The organism is Vibrio sp. M250220 (assembly GCF_036533795.1).
Lineage (GTDB): Bacteria > Pseudomonadota > Gammaproteobacteria > Enterobacterales > Vibrionaceae > Vibrio.
The window spans coordinates 1-16450 of record NZ_JATABI010000051.1; the positions used below are offsets into that span (position 1 = coordinate 1).

The 16450-nt window shown below is 44.6% G+C and carries 13 protein-coding genes and 2 pseudogenes; 6 read left to right on the forward strand and 9 right to left on the reverse strand.

Annotated elements, in window-relative coordinates; all coding sequences use genetic code 11:
• Nucleotides 1–311: 311 nt before the first annotated feature.
• The 6 genes from folA to rplU form a co-directional block, all read right to left on the reverse strand.
• Nucleotides 312–791: a type 3 dihydrofolate reductase gene (folA, locus tag QTN94_RS16215; RefSeq protein WP_138970722.1), complete on the reverse strand. Its 480-nt coding sequence runs from the start codon at nucleotides 789–791 to the stop codon at nucleotides 312–314.
• A 20-nt stretch (nucleotides 792–811) separates the two neighbouring features.
• Entirely contained in the window at nucleotides 812–1285 is a 474-nt protein-coding gene (locus tag QTN94_RS16220; RefSeq protein ID WP_331428262.1) for a threonine/serine exporter family protein, read from the reverse strand.
• On the reverse strand, nucleotides 1282–2049 hold the full coding sequence (locus QTN94_RS16225) for a threonine/serine exporter family protein (protein ID WP_138970720.1): 768 nt from the start codon (nucleotides 2047–2049) through the stop codon (nucleotides 1282–1284). The genes QTN94_RS16220 and QTN94_RS16225 overlap by 4 nt, the downstream gene beginning before the upstream one ends.
• 270 nt (nucleotides 2050–2319) lie before the next feature.
• Nucleotides 2320–3492: an Obg family GTPase CgtA gene (cgtA, locus tag QTN94_RS16230; RefSeq protein WP_138970719.1), complete on the reverse strand. Its 1173-nt coding sequence runs from the start codon at nucleotides 3490–3492 to the stop codon at nucleotides 2320–2322.
• Nucleotides 3493–3770: 278 nt separating this feature from the next.
• Nucleotides 3771–4028, reverse strand: coding sequence for a 50S ribosomal protein L27 (rpmA, locus tag QTN94_RS16235; protein ID WP_004409945.1), 258 nt, complete (start codon nucleotides 4026–4028; stop codon nucleotides 3771–3773).
• A gap of 20 nt (nucleotides 4029–4048) precedes the next feature.
• Nucleotides 4049–4360, reverse strand: a complete 312-nt coding sequence (gene rplU / locus QTN94_RS16240; protein ID WP_005383096.1) for a 50S ribosomal protein L21 — start codon at nucleotides 4358–4360, stop codon at nucleotides 4049–4051.
• A 271-nt stretch (nucleotides 4361–4631) separates the two neighbouring features.
• On the opposite strand from rplU, the gene ispB reads away from it, so the two are divergent.
• From ispB to QTN94_RS16270, 6 genes and pseudogenes are all read left to right on the forward strand, one after another.
• Nucleotides 4632–5603: an octaprenyl diphosphate synthase gene (gene ispB / locus QTN94_RS16245; protein ID WP_138970718.1), complete on the forward strand. Its 972-nt coding sequence runs from the start codon at nucleotides 4632–4634 to the stop codon at nucleotides 5601–5603.
• 380 nt (nucleotides 5604–5983) lie between these two features.
• Nucleotides 5984–7727: pseudogene (locus QTN94_RS16250) on the forward strand (lysophospholipid acyltransferase family protein).
• A 256-nt stretch (nucleotides 7728–7983) separates the two neighbouring features.
• On the forward strand, nucleotides 7984–9066 hold the full coding sequence (locus QTN94_RS16255; protein ID WP_331428263.1) for a TRAP transporter substrate-binding protein: 1083 nt from the start codon (nucleotides 7984–7986) through the stop codon (nucleotides 9064–9066).
• A 505-nt stretch (nucleotides 9067–9571) separates the two neighbouring features.
• Nucleotides 9572–11524 (forward strand): PTS mannitol transporter subunit IICBA, encoded by a 1953-nt coding sequence (locus QTN94_RS16260; protein WP_331418191.1) that lies wholly within the window; start codon nucleotides 9572–9574, stop codon nucleotides 11522–11524.
• 113 nt (nucleotides 11525–11637) lie between these two features.
• Nucleotides 11638–12786, forward strand: a complete 1149-nt coding sequence (locus QTN94_RS16265; protein WP_331428264.1) for a mannitol-1-phosphate 5-dehydrogenase — start codon at nucleotides 11638–11640, stop codon at nucleotides 12784–12786.
• A 59-nt stretch (nucleotides 12787–12845) separates the two neighbouring features.
• Nucleotides 12846–13376: an MltR family transcriptional regulator gene (locus QTN94_RS16270; RefSeq protein ID WP_138970713.1), complete on the forward strand. Its 531-nt coding sequence runs from the start codon at nucleotides 12846–12848 to the stop codon at nucleotides 13374–13376.
• Between the two features lie 156 nt (nucleotides 13377–13532).
• On the opposite strand, the gene QTN94_RS16275 is transcribed toward QTN94_RS16270, so the two are convergent.
• The 3 genes and pseudogenes from QTN94_RS16275 to glmS all read right to left on the reverse strand — a co-directional run bounded on the left by QTN94_RS16275 (nucleotide 13533) and on the right by glmS (nucleotide 16371).
• Nucleotides 13533–14156, reverse strand: a complete 624-nt coding sequence (locus QTN94_RS16275) for a bifunctional 4-hydroxy-2-oxoglutarate aldolase/2-dehydro-3-deoxy-phosphogluconate aldolase (protein ID WP_331418189.1) — start codon at nucleotides 14154–14156, stop codon at nucleotides 13533–13535.
• A gap of 10 nt (nucleotides 14157–14166) precedes the next feature.
• Nucleotides 14167–14305: pseudogene (locus QTN94_RS16280) on the reverse strand (sugar kinase); the annotation flags it as partial.
• 233 nt (nucleotides 14306–14538) lie between these two features.
• The gene (glmS, locus tag QTN94_RS16285; RefSeq protein ID WP_331428265.1) at nucleotides 14539–16371 is read right to left on the reverse strand and encodes a glutamine--fructose-6-phosphate transaminase (isomerizing); all 1833 of its coding nucleotides are present in this window, start codon (nucleotides 16369–16371) and stop codon (nucleotides 14539–14541) included.
• Nucleotides 16372–16450: the final 79 nt, after the last annotated feature.

The window sequence follows — 16450 nt, forward strand, 5'->3', positions numbered from 1 at the left end:
TAGCGAGTAGCGAGTAGCGAGTAGCGAGTAGCGAGTAGCGAGTAGCGAGTAGCGAGTAGCGAGTAGCGAGTAGCGAGTAGCGAGTAGCGAGTAGCGAGTAGCGAGTAGCGAGTAAATTTTTAAGGTTTGACGCCATGTGTCAAACCTGTTCTTTTAAACTCAGGCAATTAAATAGAAGCCAGCACGGCCTGCAACTTTAGACTCACTCATCACACCCCCCCTCTCGAAGGACGAAGTCCGTTCTAAATTCTCGCAGGGCGAAGCCCGATCTCGGAGCGAAGCGTTCTCGCTGGACGCGCCCGCTCTCATCACTATCTTTCTAAAACCACAAAACGCATGTCATAAGCGTTGTTCTCGTCCGCCTGATAAGCTTCAGAATGGACTTCTTGAAAATCATCACTCCAAGCTGGGAATTGAGTATCACCATCAACTTGCGCATCAATATGCGTCACATATAGCTTTTGCGCTTTTGGCAAGCAGGCTTGGTAAATGGTTCCTCCCCCAATGATCATCACTTCTGCTACATCACCAGCAACGGACAGAGCCTCATCGATTGAGGTCACGGTTGTAACACCTTCGATAACCAGTGAGGCATCGCGACTGATCACGATATTCTCTCTTCCAGGAAGCGGGCGTCCAATAGACTCATAGGTCTTCCGTCCCATAATGACTGGTTTACCCATAGTACAACGCTTAAACCAAGCAAAATCAGCCGGAAGGTGCCAAGGCATCTGGTTATCTTTACCTATGATGCGATCATGTGCCATCGCAGCAATCATGCTAATGATCATTCTACTACTCTCCTGTATCCCTAAACGATTGGTTTGCGGCGGTAGAATAACACCCCTGGCATAGCTAAGCCAACCGCTAATCCTGCAATTATAAACATTGCCTTGAGAAAGTTTTCCATCAACATGGCAACCAATTCGGGGGAATAACCACGGTGGTTGAGCTCAACTAATGCAATCATAGCTTTAAAAGCAAAGACACCGGGCACCATAGGAATTAATGCTGCCACAGTGAAGACTTTGGGATGAGCTAAAAATCGAGCAGACCAATGGATACCAACCATACTCACCAGCATGGCAGCAAAGAACGTCGCCCACTCGATCGGAATACCAAAATGCATCATCAAATAACGCGAGCCATGACCGATAGCTCCACCAAGTGCGCAGTAGACCAGTGCTTTCTGTGGGACATTGAATACTAACGCGAATCCCACCGCCGGAATTGCAGCAAATAACATATCATTGATGAGACCAACAAGAAGATCGAAAAAGATCATGCGACCCACCCCCAAACCCCAACTAAACTCATTGCAGCTACGATGCCTAAACTGGTCGCTAAAGTGAGTAAACTTGCCATAACAAAACGAGCAATCCCCATGTTAACGTAACCCTTTAGCATGTCAGCGACCGAGTTGATTAGAGGGAATCCTGGAACAAGCATTAAGACAGACGAAGCCATCACCAATGACGGTGAATTCCCTAACTGGTAAATCACGGCTTGAGCTGAAACAACGGTTGTGACAAAGGCCGTCGCCGCAAAATTCATTAAAGGGTTAAAATGGCGGTGACCGATCTCTTGGCGAACGACCATACCAACAGCGGAAGCGATAAAAGTCATGGTAAAAACCAGCCAATCACCTCCAGCTAAACGGCTGAATGCAGCACAAGATAAACCAATCATAAAGACCACAAGCCAGCGGTTGTATCGCTCTGGGCTGACCTTATCAAGTTTCTGCTGGGCAAGAGGATAATCGATGATTCCCCGCTCCAGCATGATACAAATACGCTGTACCTGCGTAATGGCCCACATGTTAATGCCACGATCCGGACATCGTCGCGCCGTTGTTATACAGTGTTCTTGATAAACCGTAGTAACCACTAGAGAGCTGGCAGAAAGAGAGACTTCCACCTCATCCATTCCAGCGGCAAGACCAAAGCGACGCATTAGGTCACCAACGAGAGTACTTTCTGCACCGTGTGCTAACAACATTTGCCCTGCTTGGGCAACTAAACGAGAAACCGCTCGCTGTTTTGATGCCATGATTTTTTTCTACTCCTTTATACCAACGTGAATGATTACCTAGTCATTCAAGCTGATCAAAACCACTCAGAGCCATGATAAGGTTTGTCACCAAATCAATAACGACACTCTCTATCCTGAGCCGAGCGATTTTTCCTGCACAGTTATCCAAACCGCTCGCCGTATGGCAGAGTTTGAACTTGTATATTTTGCGTTGAAATACGCTTCGAAGATTTGATTTAGACACAAAAAAGCCGCAATTGATATTGCGGCTTTGAATATTATGCACGGTTAATCGCGAACGTAGACAACGTGACCGTCATCTTCTTCATCGTCCCAGTCATCCCAGTCGTCTTCATCTTCTGTGATAACATCTTTACCAGCCATCGCATCCTTATGGTAGTCATCCCACATAAAGTCGACTTTTTCTTCCTCAGAAAGTTCTTGTTCTTCACGAGGTAGATTTTCCATAAAGTCAGCAAGCTTGTAGCACAACTCTTTCGTGCCTTGTTTGTTCACTGCTGAGATCTTGTAATAATCATCTTCCCAACCTAGGGCATCCAGAATATTTTGGATCACTTCGTTGGCTTCTTCTTCAGGCATTAAATCAACCTTGTTGAAGATCAACCAACGTGGCTTCGCAGCCAACTTCTCACTGTATTGCTCTAGCTCATCAATGATCGTTAATGCATTCTCAACCGGATCACTTTGATCAATTGGCATGATATCGATCATGTGTAGTAACACACGACAGCGTTCTAGGTGCTTCAAGAAACGAATACCTAGGCCTGCTCCATCCGCTGCACCTTCGATCAATCCAGGGATATCAGCAACGACAAAGCTCTTTTCTGCAACCACACTAACCACACCAAGACTTGGAATTAGTGTCGTAAATGGGTAGTCTGCCACTTTCGGTTTTGCAGCCGAGACCGCACGAATAAAGGTAGACTTACCTGCATTAGGCAAACCTAGCATACCAACATCAGCAAGCAACAATAGCTCTAAACGAATCTCACGGATTTCACCTTTAGTACCTAATGTCTTTTGGCGTGGCGCACGGTTCACAGAAGACTTAAAACGCGTGTTACCTAAACCATGCCAGCCGCCTTTTGCAACCATGACTTTTTTGCCATGCTCAGCGACTTCAGCAACGATCTCATTTGTGTGGATATCAACCGCACGTGTGCCGACTGGTACTCGTAGAACTTTGTCTTTACCACGCTTACCGGTACAGTTACCACCGCGACCATTCTCACCACGTTCCGCTTCATAGAAGCGCTGGAAGCGATAATCAATCAGAGTATTCAGGTTTTCATCGGCTTGGATGTAGACATCGCCACCATCGCCACCGTCACCGCCATCAGGACCGCCTTTCGTAACGAATTTCTCACGCCAGAAACTCACTACACCGTTACCGCCATCACCGGCTTGAACTTTTACTACCGCTTCATCAACGAATTTCATCTCTTACTCCGCCCTTATGCTATGTGTCATAGCTGCGTTGCAAATATCATCTCAAACTTCAATCATGGACACCGAAGTGAATGATATAAATTCTAGCAGATTCCATTTTCAGATCGATCACCTTGATCTTCGATCGTCCTGCCACTTAGGAATATATAATGAGGGACTTTTTTCAAAGTGCCTTAGTATCTATTCCTACTACCATAAATAAAAAACCCCGCCGAATCGGCAGGGCTTTTGAATTCAGCTTTAAAGCTAATAATTAAACAGGAGTTTAATTACTCAGCTTCGATGCTAACGAATTTACGGTTTTTAGGACCTTTCACTTCAAATTTCACTTTACCTTCAGTAAGAGCGAAAAGAGTGTGGTCTTTACCGATACCAACGTTAGTGCCAGCGTGGAACTTAGTACCACGTTGACGAACGATGATGTTACCTGCAAGAACAGACTCACCACCGAAACGCTTAACACCTAGACGTTTGCTTTCTGAATCGCGGCCGTTACGAGTAGAACCACCAGCTTTTTTGTGTGCCATTGTTAAACTCTCCTAATCGATTAAGCGTTGATACCAGTGATTTTCACTTCCGTGAACCACTGACGGTGACCCTGTTGCTTACGAGAGTGCTTACGACGACGGAACTTAACGATTTTAACTTTATCGCCACGACCGTGTTGTACTACTTCAGCAACAATTTTACCACCCTCTACTAGAGGAGCACCAACTTTAATGTCTTCACCGTTAGCTACAAGAAGAACTTTATCAAATTCAACTGTTGCACCAGTTTCAACGTCTAATTTCTCTAAACGAAGAGTTTGACCTTCGCTTACACGGTGTTGTTTACCACCAGATTGGAAAACAGCGTACATATCTTACTCCGCTTTTTCCGCACAGCCGTATGCTATTTTTTGAGCATTAAGGGTGTGCGCTAAACTAATCATCAATAGGGCGCAGATTCTACAGAAAGGTCGCACCTATGACAAGCCATATTTTGAAAAAATTGGCGAAAAGCTAATCGCCAATGAAAAGTGCCCAAATGATGCCCGTTAACCATGTATTAATCAACGTTTTTTAGTGTATTATTCAACGATTAAAGTAGATAAGAATACCTTACTAGTTCTAACCTCAGCCGGATTTACAATGGATTTTAAAGCTATCCAAGCACTCACCGCCGATGACATGGCAAAAGTGAACGAAACAATTCACGCTCAACTCAACTCTGATGTCTCTTTAATCAATCAACTTGGTTTCTACATCGTTAGTGGAGGCGGCAAACGTATCCGTCCATTACTTGCTGTTTTATCAGCACGTGCACTCGGTTATCAGGGAGAGGCTCACACCACTTCCGCAGCCTTTATTGAGTTCATTCACACCGCCACCCTACTTCATGACGATGTGGTCGATGAGTCTGATATGCGACGCGGCAAAGCAACGGCCAACGCTGCATTTGGTAACGCGGCGAGTGTGTTAGTTGGAGACTTTATTTACACTCGCTCATTCCAGATGATGACAGAACTGGGATCTTTGAAGATCCTCAAGCTGATGAGTGATGCGGTAAACGTGATTGCTGAGGGTGAAGTTCTACAACTAATGAACTGTAATGATCCCGACACGACTGAAGAAAGCTACATGCAAGTTATCTACTCGAAAACAGCACGTCTTTTTGAAGCCGCGACACAAATTGGTGCCATCCTCTGCGATGCACCCGCCGAAGTTGAACTGGCACTGCAAAACTACGGGAAATATCTAGGTACTGCATTCCAACTTATCGATGATGTTATGGATTACACCTCTGACGGTGAAGAGATGGGCAAAAATGTCGGTGACGACTTAGCCGAAGGTAAACCAACATTGCCTCTTTTATACGCAATGCAGCATGGCACGGCACAGCAAACCGCCATGATTCATGAAGCGATTGAAAAAGCCAATGGTATGGAGCGTCTTAACGACATTCTCGCAGCAATGGAAGAGACTGGTTCTTTGGAATACACCCGCCAAAAAGCTTATCAAGAAGCAGACAAAGCGATCGCGCAATTGGATGTGTTAGAAGAATCCGTTTACAAGCAGGCACTAATTACTCTCGCGCATATGTCGGTACACCGCACTAGCTAAGCACTCAATTGATTGAATCACAACAACGGGAACCTTACGGTTCCCGTTTTCTCTTGGTGACAAGAGTGTATCCCAGAGCAGCATAAACGAAGGTAAACTTGACTTGGTACTGCACATAACTTGTTTTGACCAAGCTTTTAGCAACACCTTACCCGCTTAATAAAACTAGCAGTATTCCTTATATAGTCATAACTAAAACAAATGATTTGCGATCCAGCCATTTTAAATCTGAAATGTTAAGTTGGTTTTTCATCTTTTCTAGACATAAAATCACGTAACAAGAGCGTCATCGCTTTGTCACCAATTCCTCATTGAAATGCAGCCTTATTGAAACTTCGCTTATCTATTCTCACAACGAATACAGCCGTAGAGAGAATAAAATGCAAACCTCTAGCCCATTTCGTCTACCAAAAAAAACGCCATTTCGCTTCGCCGAGTCCATCGCTGAATGGGCAACAGGACTAAGTAAACTCGAACGGTTTTATGCCCAACGCCCCGCAGGTTGTGATACCCAAGCATTTATCAGATTCACTCTCGAAGTGCTTGGTATTGATTATCATGTCAGCCATGGCACTAAAGGAGGAATTCCAGCTTCTGGCGCAACGGTGATCGTTGCAAACCACCCCCTTGGATGCGTAGAAGGGGTGATACTTGCTGAACTACTGCTCACCATTCGTCAAGATGTAAAAATTCTCGCCAATCAATATCTAAAAACGGTTCCTGAGCTCGATGAACTCTTTATTGGTGTCGATGTGTTTGCGGGTCATAGCGCTCAGAAAGCGAACTTAAAAGCACTTCGTCAAGCCCATCAGCATCTTGCGAATAATGGGCTAATCCTGCTGTTTCCCGCCGGTGAAGTTTCTCAACTCGTCGATAGTAAAGCGCAGCGCTTAGAAGACAAAGAGTGGAGCCGCTCTGTCAGCAGTTTAATCCGCAAATCAGGCGCTACCACAGTGCCAGTTTTTATCAATGGACAGAATTCAAAACGCTTCTATTTGGCGGGGAAGGTACATCCCCTACTTCGCACCTTAATGCTGGGCAGGGAACTGCTTAACAAGTCAACACAGACTATAAAGATCGCTATCGGTTCTGCGATTCAATACCGCGAAGTAAAAGGATTAACCGATGTTCAAATGACCAACTATTTGCGTCTCAATACATACCTGCTTCAACACTTAGTCCAATCTAAGTCTATCGATTCATCGTCATCGCAAAACGAGTTTCCCGTCGCTCAGCCTTTGCCGCGAAAAGATCTACTTGAAGATCTCGATAATCTGCCCAGTGATCATCGGCTACTTTCAAGTGGTGAATTCGATGTGTACTGCACCTTCTCAGAGAATATCCCTTCGCTACTGCATGAAATAGGCAGACTCAGAGAAACTAACTTTAGAAGAGCGGGTGAAGGTACAGGGCTAGCGTTGGATCTTGATCAGTTTGATCACTATTACCGTCATCTATTTGTTTGGGACAGAGAAAACCAATGCTTGGTCGGTGCTTATCGACTTGGTTTAGTCGACGAAATTCTAAGTGCCATAGGGACTGAAGGTCTTTAATTACGACATGCCATTTATAGCCAGTATGGGGAAATCCATTGAGATGGGAAGATCCGTGATTGATCTACCGTATCAAAAAAGTATGACCGCTCTATTGCTACTATGGAAAGGTATCGCGACGTTCGTCTCTCACCATCCTGAATACACGCATCTGTTCGGCCCAGTCAGTATCAGCAACGATTACAGTGAGCAGACCAGACAGTTGCTCGCCGAGTGTATGACATTACACTATTGTGATGCAGCAAAGGCAGAGCATGTCTCTCCATCGAACCCACTCCCTAAATCAGACAACAGTTGGAATACCAGCATGCTAACTGCGCTGGGGGATCTTCAACTCTTGGCTCGAGTCGTTGCTCGTATTGATCAAGGAAAGGGAATACCCGTTTTATTGCGCCAATACCTCGCCTTAAACGGCAAACTTATCTCTTTCAACGTTGATCCTGACTTCAACAATGCCTTGGATGGCTTAATCGTTGTCGATCTCAGACAAGTTGATAGTAAGACATTGGCGCGATATATGGGGCTTGAACAAGCTCAACACTATCTCAGTTATCATCAAACCTCAGAATAGTTATCTAACGACTCAGTGCTGCGTGACACATGCAGCACTTTTGTCAGCGGAATTATTCTCTGAATAACCCCTTGCTTCCTATCATTTAGGTGCATATAAACCCCTAACTCCACCACTACATTCTAATAATTATCTTTCATGTAGTCATACACTCCAATCCAAGTGCAATCCGACGAACAAAAATTAGATTGACGAAAAAATCAACAGAAGAAAAGCTAGCTCTAGACACACAAAACAACAAGGAAGTCGTATCGTTATGCTGCCAATTAAAATAACACTTCGTACAGTGCTCGCTGGAGTGCTGACGAGTTCATTAGCTCTAGGGTCATTTTCAAGTCTCGCCGCAGAGAAAGTCTACCGACTCACGCTCGCCGAAACATGGGGGCCCAATACTTCTATATTAGGCGATGCCACAAAAAACATGGCGAGGCTGGCAGATGAAATGTCTAATGGCAGACTACAAATTCGTATCGACTCTGCAAACAAACATAAAGCACCACTTGGCATTTTTGACTTAGTAAAATCAGGCCAATACGACTTAGGTCACTCGAGCTCTTATTACTGGAAAGGAAAAGTGCCCAATACACTTTACTTTTCTTCGATGCCTTTCGGTATGATTTCAACCGAGCAGTATGCTTGGTTTTACCGTGGTGGCGGTATGGAGTTAATGGAAAAAGTCTATGCACCACATAACCTATTGTCGTTTCCAGGTGGCAACTCCGACATTCAAATGGGCGGTTGGTTTAAAAAAGAGATTAATTCGGTAGAAGATTTACAAGGGCTTAAGATTCGTATTCCGGGCTTTGCCGGCGAAGTCATGGCAAAAGTTGGCGCTGCGCCAACAAACATTGCTCCGGGGGAACTTTATACATCACTTGAACGCGGAACCATCGATGCACTTGAATGGGTAGGACCCGCGTTTGATCTACGTATGGGATTTCAAAAAATTGCTCCCTACTATTACACCGCGTGGCATGAACCAGGATCCGAAACACAATTCCTAGTCAACAAGAAGACTTGGGACAAGCTTCCTAAAGATCTGCAAACCATTCTCGAAACGGCATTTCGTGTCAGTGCGTTTGATATGTATACCCAAGCGGTAGATGCGAACGCAAATAGCTGGGCAACTATGAGTGCAGAGTATCCTGATATAAAAGTGAGGGATTTCCCACCTGAAGTACTTCATGCAATGCAAGCTGCTACATCTGAACTACTCGCAGAGCAAGCCGAAAAAGATGTGTTAGCTAAAGAAATTATCGAATCTCAAAAGCAATACTTAGCTAAAGTGCGTGCGTGGACAGATATCTCATCAAAAGCCTATCTAGATAGCACTCAATAATCCTATCGGGCAGAGACTTACTCTGCCCCTCTTTTCATAACAGACCAAGTCCAGTTCATATCGACACTCAGGCTTTTGTTAATTGTTACTTTGCTACAAAAACAACAAAATTAGACATGAATCACTATTTGATTGAATTTCACACAGACATTAATTGAGACAAATGTCACATTAAGTAACAAATCCCGAAAAAATCATACTCATTAAGAGATCTAAATCACATTCAATCACAGCCATGATATTTAATTATTGAGATGCAAAACATTAAAATGTTATTGACAATTTTGTATCTTTGAATTTGTAGCAAAATTACATTGTCAGAAAGGGTAATAGGTCACTAAAAAAAGGTTTGATATAGGCGAATTTAGAGAGGGATATCACAAAAAACCCGTTGTCAGTTCTAAAAGAAAGTTGTGTGGTAAATTGATTAGGTACTAAGCAATCAAGCGGTTTTGGCGAACCGTACTACTACAATATTCATCAGAACATCAAACGGGGAACTCCTATGATATCACCAGATGCGAAGATCAAGATACAAAATTTTGGTCGTTTTCTGTCTAATATGGTAATGCCTAACATTGGCGCGTTTATCGCGTGGGGCTTTATTACCGCACTATTTATCCCAACAGGCTGGCTGCCAAATGAGACACTAGCATCCATGGTTGGGCCTATGATTACCTATCTCCTGCCATTACTGATCGGCTATACCGGCGGTAAGTTAATTGGTGGAGAACGAGGAGCTGTTGTCGGCGCAATCACCACTATGGGTGTGATTGTCGGCACAGACATCCCAATGTTCATGGGCGCTATGATGGTTGGTCCACTCGGTGGCTGGGCAATCAAAAAATTCGACAACTACATTGACGGTAAAGTGAAAAGTGGTTTTGAGATGTTGGTAAACAACTTCTCAGCGGGCATCATCGGCATGATTTGCGCCATTCTTGCTTATCTATTTATCGGTCCGTTTGTCAAAGTTCTATCCGGAGGCCTAGCGGCTGGCGTAAACTTCTTGGTGTCAGCACACCTTCTACCTTTGACCTCCATTTTTGTTGAACCCGCGAAGATCCTATTCCTTAACAACGCCATTAACCACGGTATCTTCTCACCACTGGGGATCCAGCAAGCCTCAGAAGCAGGACAATCTATTTTCTTCCTGATCGAAGCTAACCCAGGTCCTGGTTTAGGTATTCTGCTTGCGTACATGGTGTTTGGTAAAGGAACCGCACGACAAACAGCCAGTGGTGCTTCGATTATCCATTTCTTTGGCGGTATTCATGAGATCTACTTCCCGTACATTCTAATGAATCCACGCTTAATTCTTGCAGCAATTGCAGGTGGTATGACAGGTGTCTTCGTTCTTGTGATGTTCAATGCAGGAATTGTGTCTCCGGCTTCTCCTGGCTCTATCTTCGCGATTTTACTGATGACACAAAAAGCTTCCATCGTTGGCGTACTGGCCTCAATTGCCGCAGCAACCGGCGTATCATTTGCTGTGGCAGCCGTGCTAATGAAGACACAAACGTCAACAGAGGAAGATGGTGATGAGGCAGCGCTAGAAAAAGCAACATCACAGATGAAAGATATGAAAGCGGCATCTAAATCAAATGGAGCAGCACACAGCCAAAGCAAAGGCAATACAGAACTTGCCGATGTAAAAAGCATCGTAGTGGCATGTGACGCAGGTATGGGCTCCAGCGCGATGGGGGCAAGTATGTTGCGTAAAAAAGTTCAATCCGCGGGTCTCAACATCAGCGTTACCAATCTTGCTATCAACAGCTTAACAGAGAGTGCCAATATTGTGATTACTCACAAAGATTTGACCGATCGAGCTCGTAAACACGCACCAAATGCACAACACATTTCATTGACTAACTTTCTAGACAGCGAAATGTACAACCAGCTAGTCATGAAGCTGCTTGCAGCACAGAAACAATCGGCAGCGAACGATGACAAACTTACCAAAGTCTCTGTACTTGCTGCTAACGATGATAACTATGAACCACAGCAGCCATCAGTATTCCAGATTGAACGTAAAAACATTCATTTAGGTTTACAAGCGAACAGCAAAGAGGAAGCAATTCGTTTTGCGGGAAACAAACTCGTGGAACTGGGTTACGCAGAACCCGAATACGTTGACGCGATGTTTGAGCGTGAAGCGCTTGCACCCACTTATCTTGGTGAGTCAATTGCAGTACCACACGGTACGGTTGAAGCAAAAGACCGCGTGAAGAAAACAGGCATCGTTATCTGCCAATACCCCGCAGGTATCCAATTTACAGAAGACGACGAAGATATCGCAAAACTTGTTATCGGCATTGCAGCCAAAAACGACGAACACATTCAAGTCATTACCACCATCACAAACGCGCTTGATGAGCCTGAAGCAATTGAAAAACTGACAAGCACTAAGGACATAGAAGAAATTCTCACCATCCTTGGCGGTCAACAAGCAGCCTAATTGCTTCTTATATTTTGCTCCTGAGCAAACTGAGGTCAGCTGTCACCCCCTATGCGGTTGACCTCAACCTAGATTCGATTTCGTCTAATTTTAGATTTTGGCAGGTAAGTATTATGAAAAACGCAGTCCATTTTGGTGCAGGTAACATTGGTCGTGGCTTCATTGGTAAATTGCTGGCAGATGCAGACGTAGAAGTCACTTTTGCTGACGTTAACGTCCCTTTGGTAGATCAACTTAGTCATAAGCAAGAATATAAAGTCAAAGTTGTTGGTACAGAGTGCAAAATTGACACAGTGACTCATGTCACCGCAGTGAACTCGGCGAGTGAAGAGGTGATTGATCGTATTGTTAAAACCGACTTGGTGACAACGGCGGTTGGACCAAATGTACTAGACATCATTGCCAAAACCATTGCGGCAGGTATTACTAGACGTTTTGCCGTTAATAACAACAAGCCACTCAACATCATCGCATGTGAAAACATGATCCGAGGTACGACTCACTTAAAAGGCCAGGTATACAAGCATCTCGATGCATCGCTTCATTCGAAGGCTGATGAGCTAGTCGGATTTGTAGACTCGGCTGTCGATCGCATTGTCCCACCAGCGGAAGCTGCGAATGACGACCCACTCGAAGTGACGGTGGAAAGTTTCAGTGAATGGATCGTCGATGAGCAGCAGTTCAAAGGAGAAATTCCTGATATTTCAGGTATGGAGAAAACCGATAACCTAATGGCGTTTGTAGAACGAAAATTATTCACGCTCAATACAGGTCATTGCGTCACCGCGTACTTAGGCTGCCTTAAAGGTCATCGCACAATCCGTGAAGCGATAGAAGATCCCGAAATTTACGCCGATGTTAAACAAGCAATGCGTGAGAGTGGTGAAGTCCTCATTCGTCGTTATGGTTTTGCCCCAGACATGCACAACGCATACATAGACAAGATCCTCAGCCGCTTTGCTAACCCTTATTTAGTCGATGAAGTGGATCGCGTTGGAAGACAACCTCTTCGTAAATTAGGGGCAAACGATAGATTAGTGAAGCCATTACTGGGTACAATCGAGTATGGCACTGAAAATAAAACGCTTTTAAAAGGAATTGCAGCTGCACTTAAGTACCATAACAGCGATGATCCACAGGCCGTTGAGTTGCAAAAGAGCCTAAAAGAGTTAGGCGTTAGTAAAACGCTGGCCCTCTACACTGGCTTAAAAGAACACAGTAAAGAAGTCACCAAGATCAAAGCGATCTTCGAGACACTATAACGACAATAAACTAGGGGGAGTTAAACCTCCCCTTTACAACAAAGTAATTAGTTCAGTATATGGCAGAGAAAATTAGTGAAACTGAAATAATAGAGCGACTCAATAGCGCCCCTTCGGTGCGTGGCTTTTTCATTGCTGCCGTAGATGTATTTGACGAGTCAATTGACGCGCTAATACAGAGAATCTTCCAAAAAGATAACTTTGCGGTGCAATCTGTTGTTGGTCCCTTACTGCATGATTCCGGCCCACTAGGTAATCTGTCGGTACGTTTAAAACTACTCTATGGTCTAGGTGTACTTCCCGATAACGTCTACCACGACATTGAAGACATTATCAAAATCAAAAATACGCTCAATAGCGATGCCACCGACTACGATTTTACTGATCCAACCATCCTGGCGCCGATAAAAAAACTCAATTTGGTTCAAACTATGGGAATGGTTCAATTAGAGGTTTCAGAGCCAGATGGCGATATCGATTTAGAGTTTTACCAGCTTCAGCTTCAACGCCAGCAACAGATTATTAAATCAGGGCTTTCTTTGGCGATTGTTGCAATCTGCAATGAACTCGGTAAAGAGAGTCCATTCTAACGCCCATTAGGCTTTTCCTATCTCAGATCATGCCATCGAAAGCGGTCTCCTATCGATTTGTAAGCTCGTAAAATAGTGATTTGTAATAAACAGCAACGTTAGATACAAAAACGCCTGCGTCATCGCAGGCGTTAAATGAAAGTTAATCGATGAGTGCTAAGCAATAATACCTGCCACCTCACGTACCAGTTTCGCCAAATCATCCCACTGCTCGTTATCAATAAGCTCACCAGGAACCATCCAAGTACCGCCACAAGCTAAAACAGACGATATCGCTAGGTAGTCTTTTACATTACTTGGACTAACACCACCTGTAGGCATAAATTTCACTGGGTAGACAGCAGATAACGCTTTAAGCATAGCGACACCTCCTGAAGGCTCCGCAGGGAAAAACTTCAGGGTGCGTAAACCCATTTCCATCGCCTGTTCAACCAAGCTTGGGTTGTTAACGCCAGGGACAATCATTAACTTGCGCTGTTGACAGTATCTTACCGTCGTTGGGTTGAAACCTGGGCTAACAATAAAGTCGGCACCCGCATCAATCGCTTCATCGACTTGCGCACTTGTTAACACGGTTCCCGCACCAATTAGCATCTCTGGATAAGCTTCGCGCATGTTTTTGATCGCCAATGCCGCATCTTCTGTACGGAAAGTAACTTCTGCACACGGAAGACCATTCTCAATGAGTACCTGTGCCAGTTTAACCGCTTTGCCAGCATCTTTGATTGCGATGACAGGGACAACTTTAATTTCTGCAAGTTGTTGGTTAAGATCTTTCATTTCAGGTTCCTTAAATAATTGGCATCGCTTGGCTTGGAATAATCGCACCACGATGTTGAATAACAGTACCAGCCACTTTGTGCCCAGCAAGCGCAGACTCGGCAAGATCTCCGCCTAATAATTCGTTTTGCTAGATAACCAGCGCTAAAATAGATCATTTGATACTGGCAGAAATCTTTGACCAATGATAGTAACGCTCGCTCACGCAGCCAAAACTTTGCCGCAGAGTCATTGCAAATCGAAAAACGCCCACACCTTTCAAGTTTAACCTTGGGTCAGATAGCAAAAACTCGATAGATTCTGAGCGTAGAAAATAAAAAATGGTAGCGTTCCGGCAAGAACGCTACCATTAATGGAACCATTTCTGCGGTTCGAAAAACCGTTATTCCACCGTTACCGCTTTGGCTAGGTTACGGGGTTGGTCAACATCAGTACCTTTAATCAGAGCCACGTAGTATGACAGCAACTGCATCGGGATGGTGTAGTAGATTGGTGCGGTAATGTCACTAACGTGAGGCATAGTGATGATCTTCATTGTCTCATCCGCTTCAAAACCTGCGTCTGCGTCAGCAAATACATACAGTAGACCACCACGAGCTCGGACTTCTTCTACGTTCGACTTTAGTTTCTCAAGTAGATCATTGCTTGGTGCAACCACAACAACTGGCATATCAGCATCAATCAATGCCAAAGGACCATGTTTCAATTCACCTGCCGCATAAGCTTCAGCATGAATGTAAGAGATCTCTTTAAGTTTAAGAGAAGCTTCCATCGCAATTGGGTAGAACTCACCTCGACCAAGGAACAGAGTATGGTGCTTGTCAGCGAAGTCGGTCGCCAATTCCTCAATGTCTTTTTCAAAGGAAAGCGCTGCGTTGATTTGTTTTGGTAACGCATGCAATGCTTCTACGATCTCTTTCTCTTTTTCTTTAGTGATACGGCCTTGTTGCTTGCCCAAAGCAGTGACTAGCATAAGTAACGCAGATAGCTGAGTAGTGAACGCTTTCGTTGAAGCGACGCCAATTTCTACCCCTGCGCGAGTCATAAACGCAAAATCTGATTCACGTACTAGCGATGAACCCGCTACGTTACAAATGGTCATTGCCGCCATGTAACCTTTCTCTTTTGCTAGGCGAAGAGCAGCAAGGGTATCCGCCGTTTCACCAGATTGAGACAAGGTAATCAGCAAGCTGTTTGGACGAGTGACAAACTTACGGTAACGGAACTCTGATGCAATTTCTACATCGCAGCTTAGGCCAGCAATATCTTCAAACCAGTAATGAGCAGTCATACCAGCATTGTATGACGTACCACAGGCTACAATTTGGATATGCTCGACTTTGCTTAAGATCTCTGCCGCATTGACCCCAATAGATTCCGTTACGACCGAATCTGAAGTGATACGTCCTTCCATGGTGTTGATTAAAGCGGTCGGCTGTTCGTAGATCTCTTTTTGCATAAAGTGACGATACTGACCTTTATCACCAGCATCATGCTCTGCATTGGACTCAATGATTTCACGCTCAACACGTTCACCACTCTCATCAAACACAGTCACCTCACGGCGGGTAATTTCAGCTACGTCACCTTCCTCAAGGTACATAAAGCGACGAGTTACGTTAAGCAGTGCCAGTTGGTCTGAAGCTAGGAAATTTTCGCCTACACCAAAACCAATGACGATTGGGCTACCTGAACGCGCAACCACAATACGAGAAGGATCTTTACGATCCAAAGCCACGGTACCGTATGCACCATGCAGCTGCTGAGCCGTTTTTTGAAACGCTTCGAGTAACGATTGCGAGGTACGTAGCTCCCATTCGACTAGATGAGCAATAACTTCTGTATCTGTTTGAGACTCAAATACGTAACCACGTGATTTCAATAATTCACGTAACTCTTCATGGTTTTCAATAATACCATTGTGCACAACGGCAATATCACCTGACATATGAGGGTGTGCATTGATCTCTGAAGGCTCGCCATGAGTTGCCCAACGTGTATGGGCAATCCCTGTACCACCAATAACTTGCGCCGCATCTACAGCATCAGCAAGTTCTTGCACTTTACCTAAACGGCGCAGACGAGTCAGATTAGAATGGCTATCAACAATCGCAACCCCCGCTGAATCGTAGCCACGGTACTCTAAGCGACGTAAGCCTTCGACTAAGATTTCTGCAACATCTCGCTGTGCTACCGCACCGACGATTCCACACATAGTTCAACTCCCTTGTGTTTGTTCCGATTGGCAGCAAGCAAAGGCCATATTCGGAGAGTTAAGTTTTATAAATTTGGTA

Excerpts from the sequence above, each read along its gene's own strand:
- folA (WP_138970722.1), bottom strand. The coding sequence starts at position 791 with ATGATCATTAGCATGATTGCTGCGATGGCACATGATCGCATCATAGGT.
- QTN94_RS16220 (WP_331428262.1), bottom strand. The coding sequence starts at position 1,285 with ATGATCTTTTTCGATCTTCTTGTTGGTCTCATCAATGATATGTTATTT.
- QTN94_RS16225 (WP_138970720.1), bottom strand. The coding sequence starts at position 2,049 with ATGGCATCAAAACAGCGAGCGGTTTCTCGTTTAGTTGCCCAAGCAGGG.
- cgtA (WP_138970719.1), bottom strand. The coding sequence starts at position 3,492 with ATGAAATTCGTTGATGAAGCGGTAGTAAAAGTTCAAGCCGGTGATGGC.
- rpmA (WP_004409945.1), bottom strand. The coding sequence starts at position 4,028 with ATGGCACACAAAAAAGCTGGTGGTTCTACTCGTAACGGCCGCGATTCA.
- rplU (WP_005383096.1), bottom strand. The coding sequence starts at position 4,360 with ATGTACGCTGTTTTCCAATCTGGTGGTAAACAACACCGTGTAAGCGAA.
- ispB (WP_138970718.1), top strand. The coding sequence starts at position 4,632 with ATGGATTTTAAAGCTATCCAAGCACTCACCGCCGATGACATGGCAAAA.
- QTN94_RS16255 (WP_331428263.1), top strand. The coding sequence starts at position 7,984 with ATGCTGCCAATTAAAATAACACTTCGTACAGTGCTCGCTGGAGTGCTG.
- QTN94_RS16260 (WP_331418191.1), top strand. The coding sequence starts at position 9,572 with ATGATATCACCAGATGCGAAGATCAAGATACAAAATTTTGGTCGTTTT.
- QTN94_RS16265 (WP_331428264.1), top strand. The coding sequence starts at position 11,638 with ATGAAAAACGCAGTCCATTTTGGTGCAGGTAACATTGGTCGTGGCTTC.
- QTN94_RS16270 (WP_138970713.1), top strand. The coding sequence starts at position 12,846 with ATGGCAGAGAAAATTAGTGAAACTGAAATAATAGAGCGACTCAATAGC.
- QTN94_RS16275 (WP_331418189.1), bottom strand. The coding sequence starts at position 14,156 with ATGAAAGATCTTAACCAACAACTTGCAGAAATTAAAGTTGTCCCTGTC.
- glmS (WP_331428265.1), bottom strand. The coding sequence starts at position 16,371 with ATGTGTGGAATCGTCGGTGCGGTAGCACAGCGAGATGTTGCAGAAATC.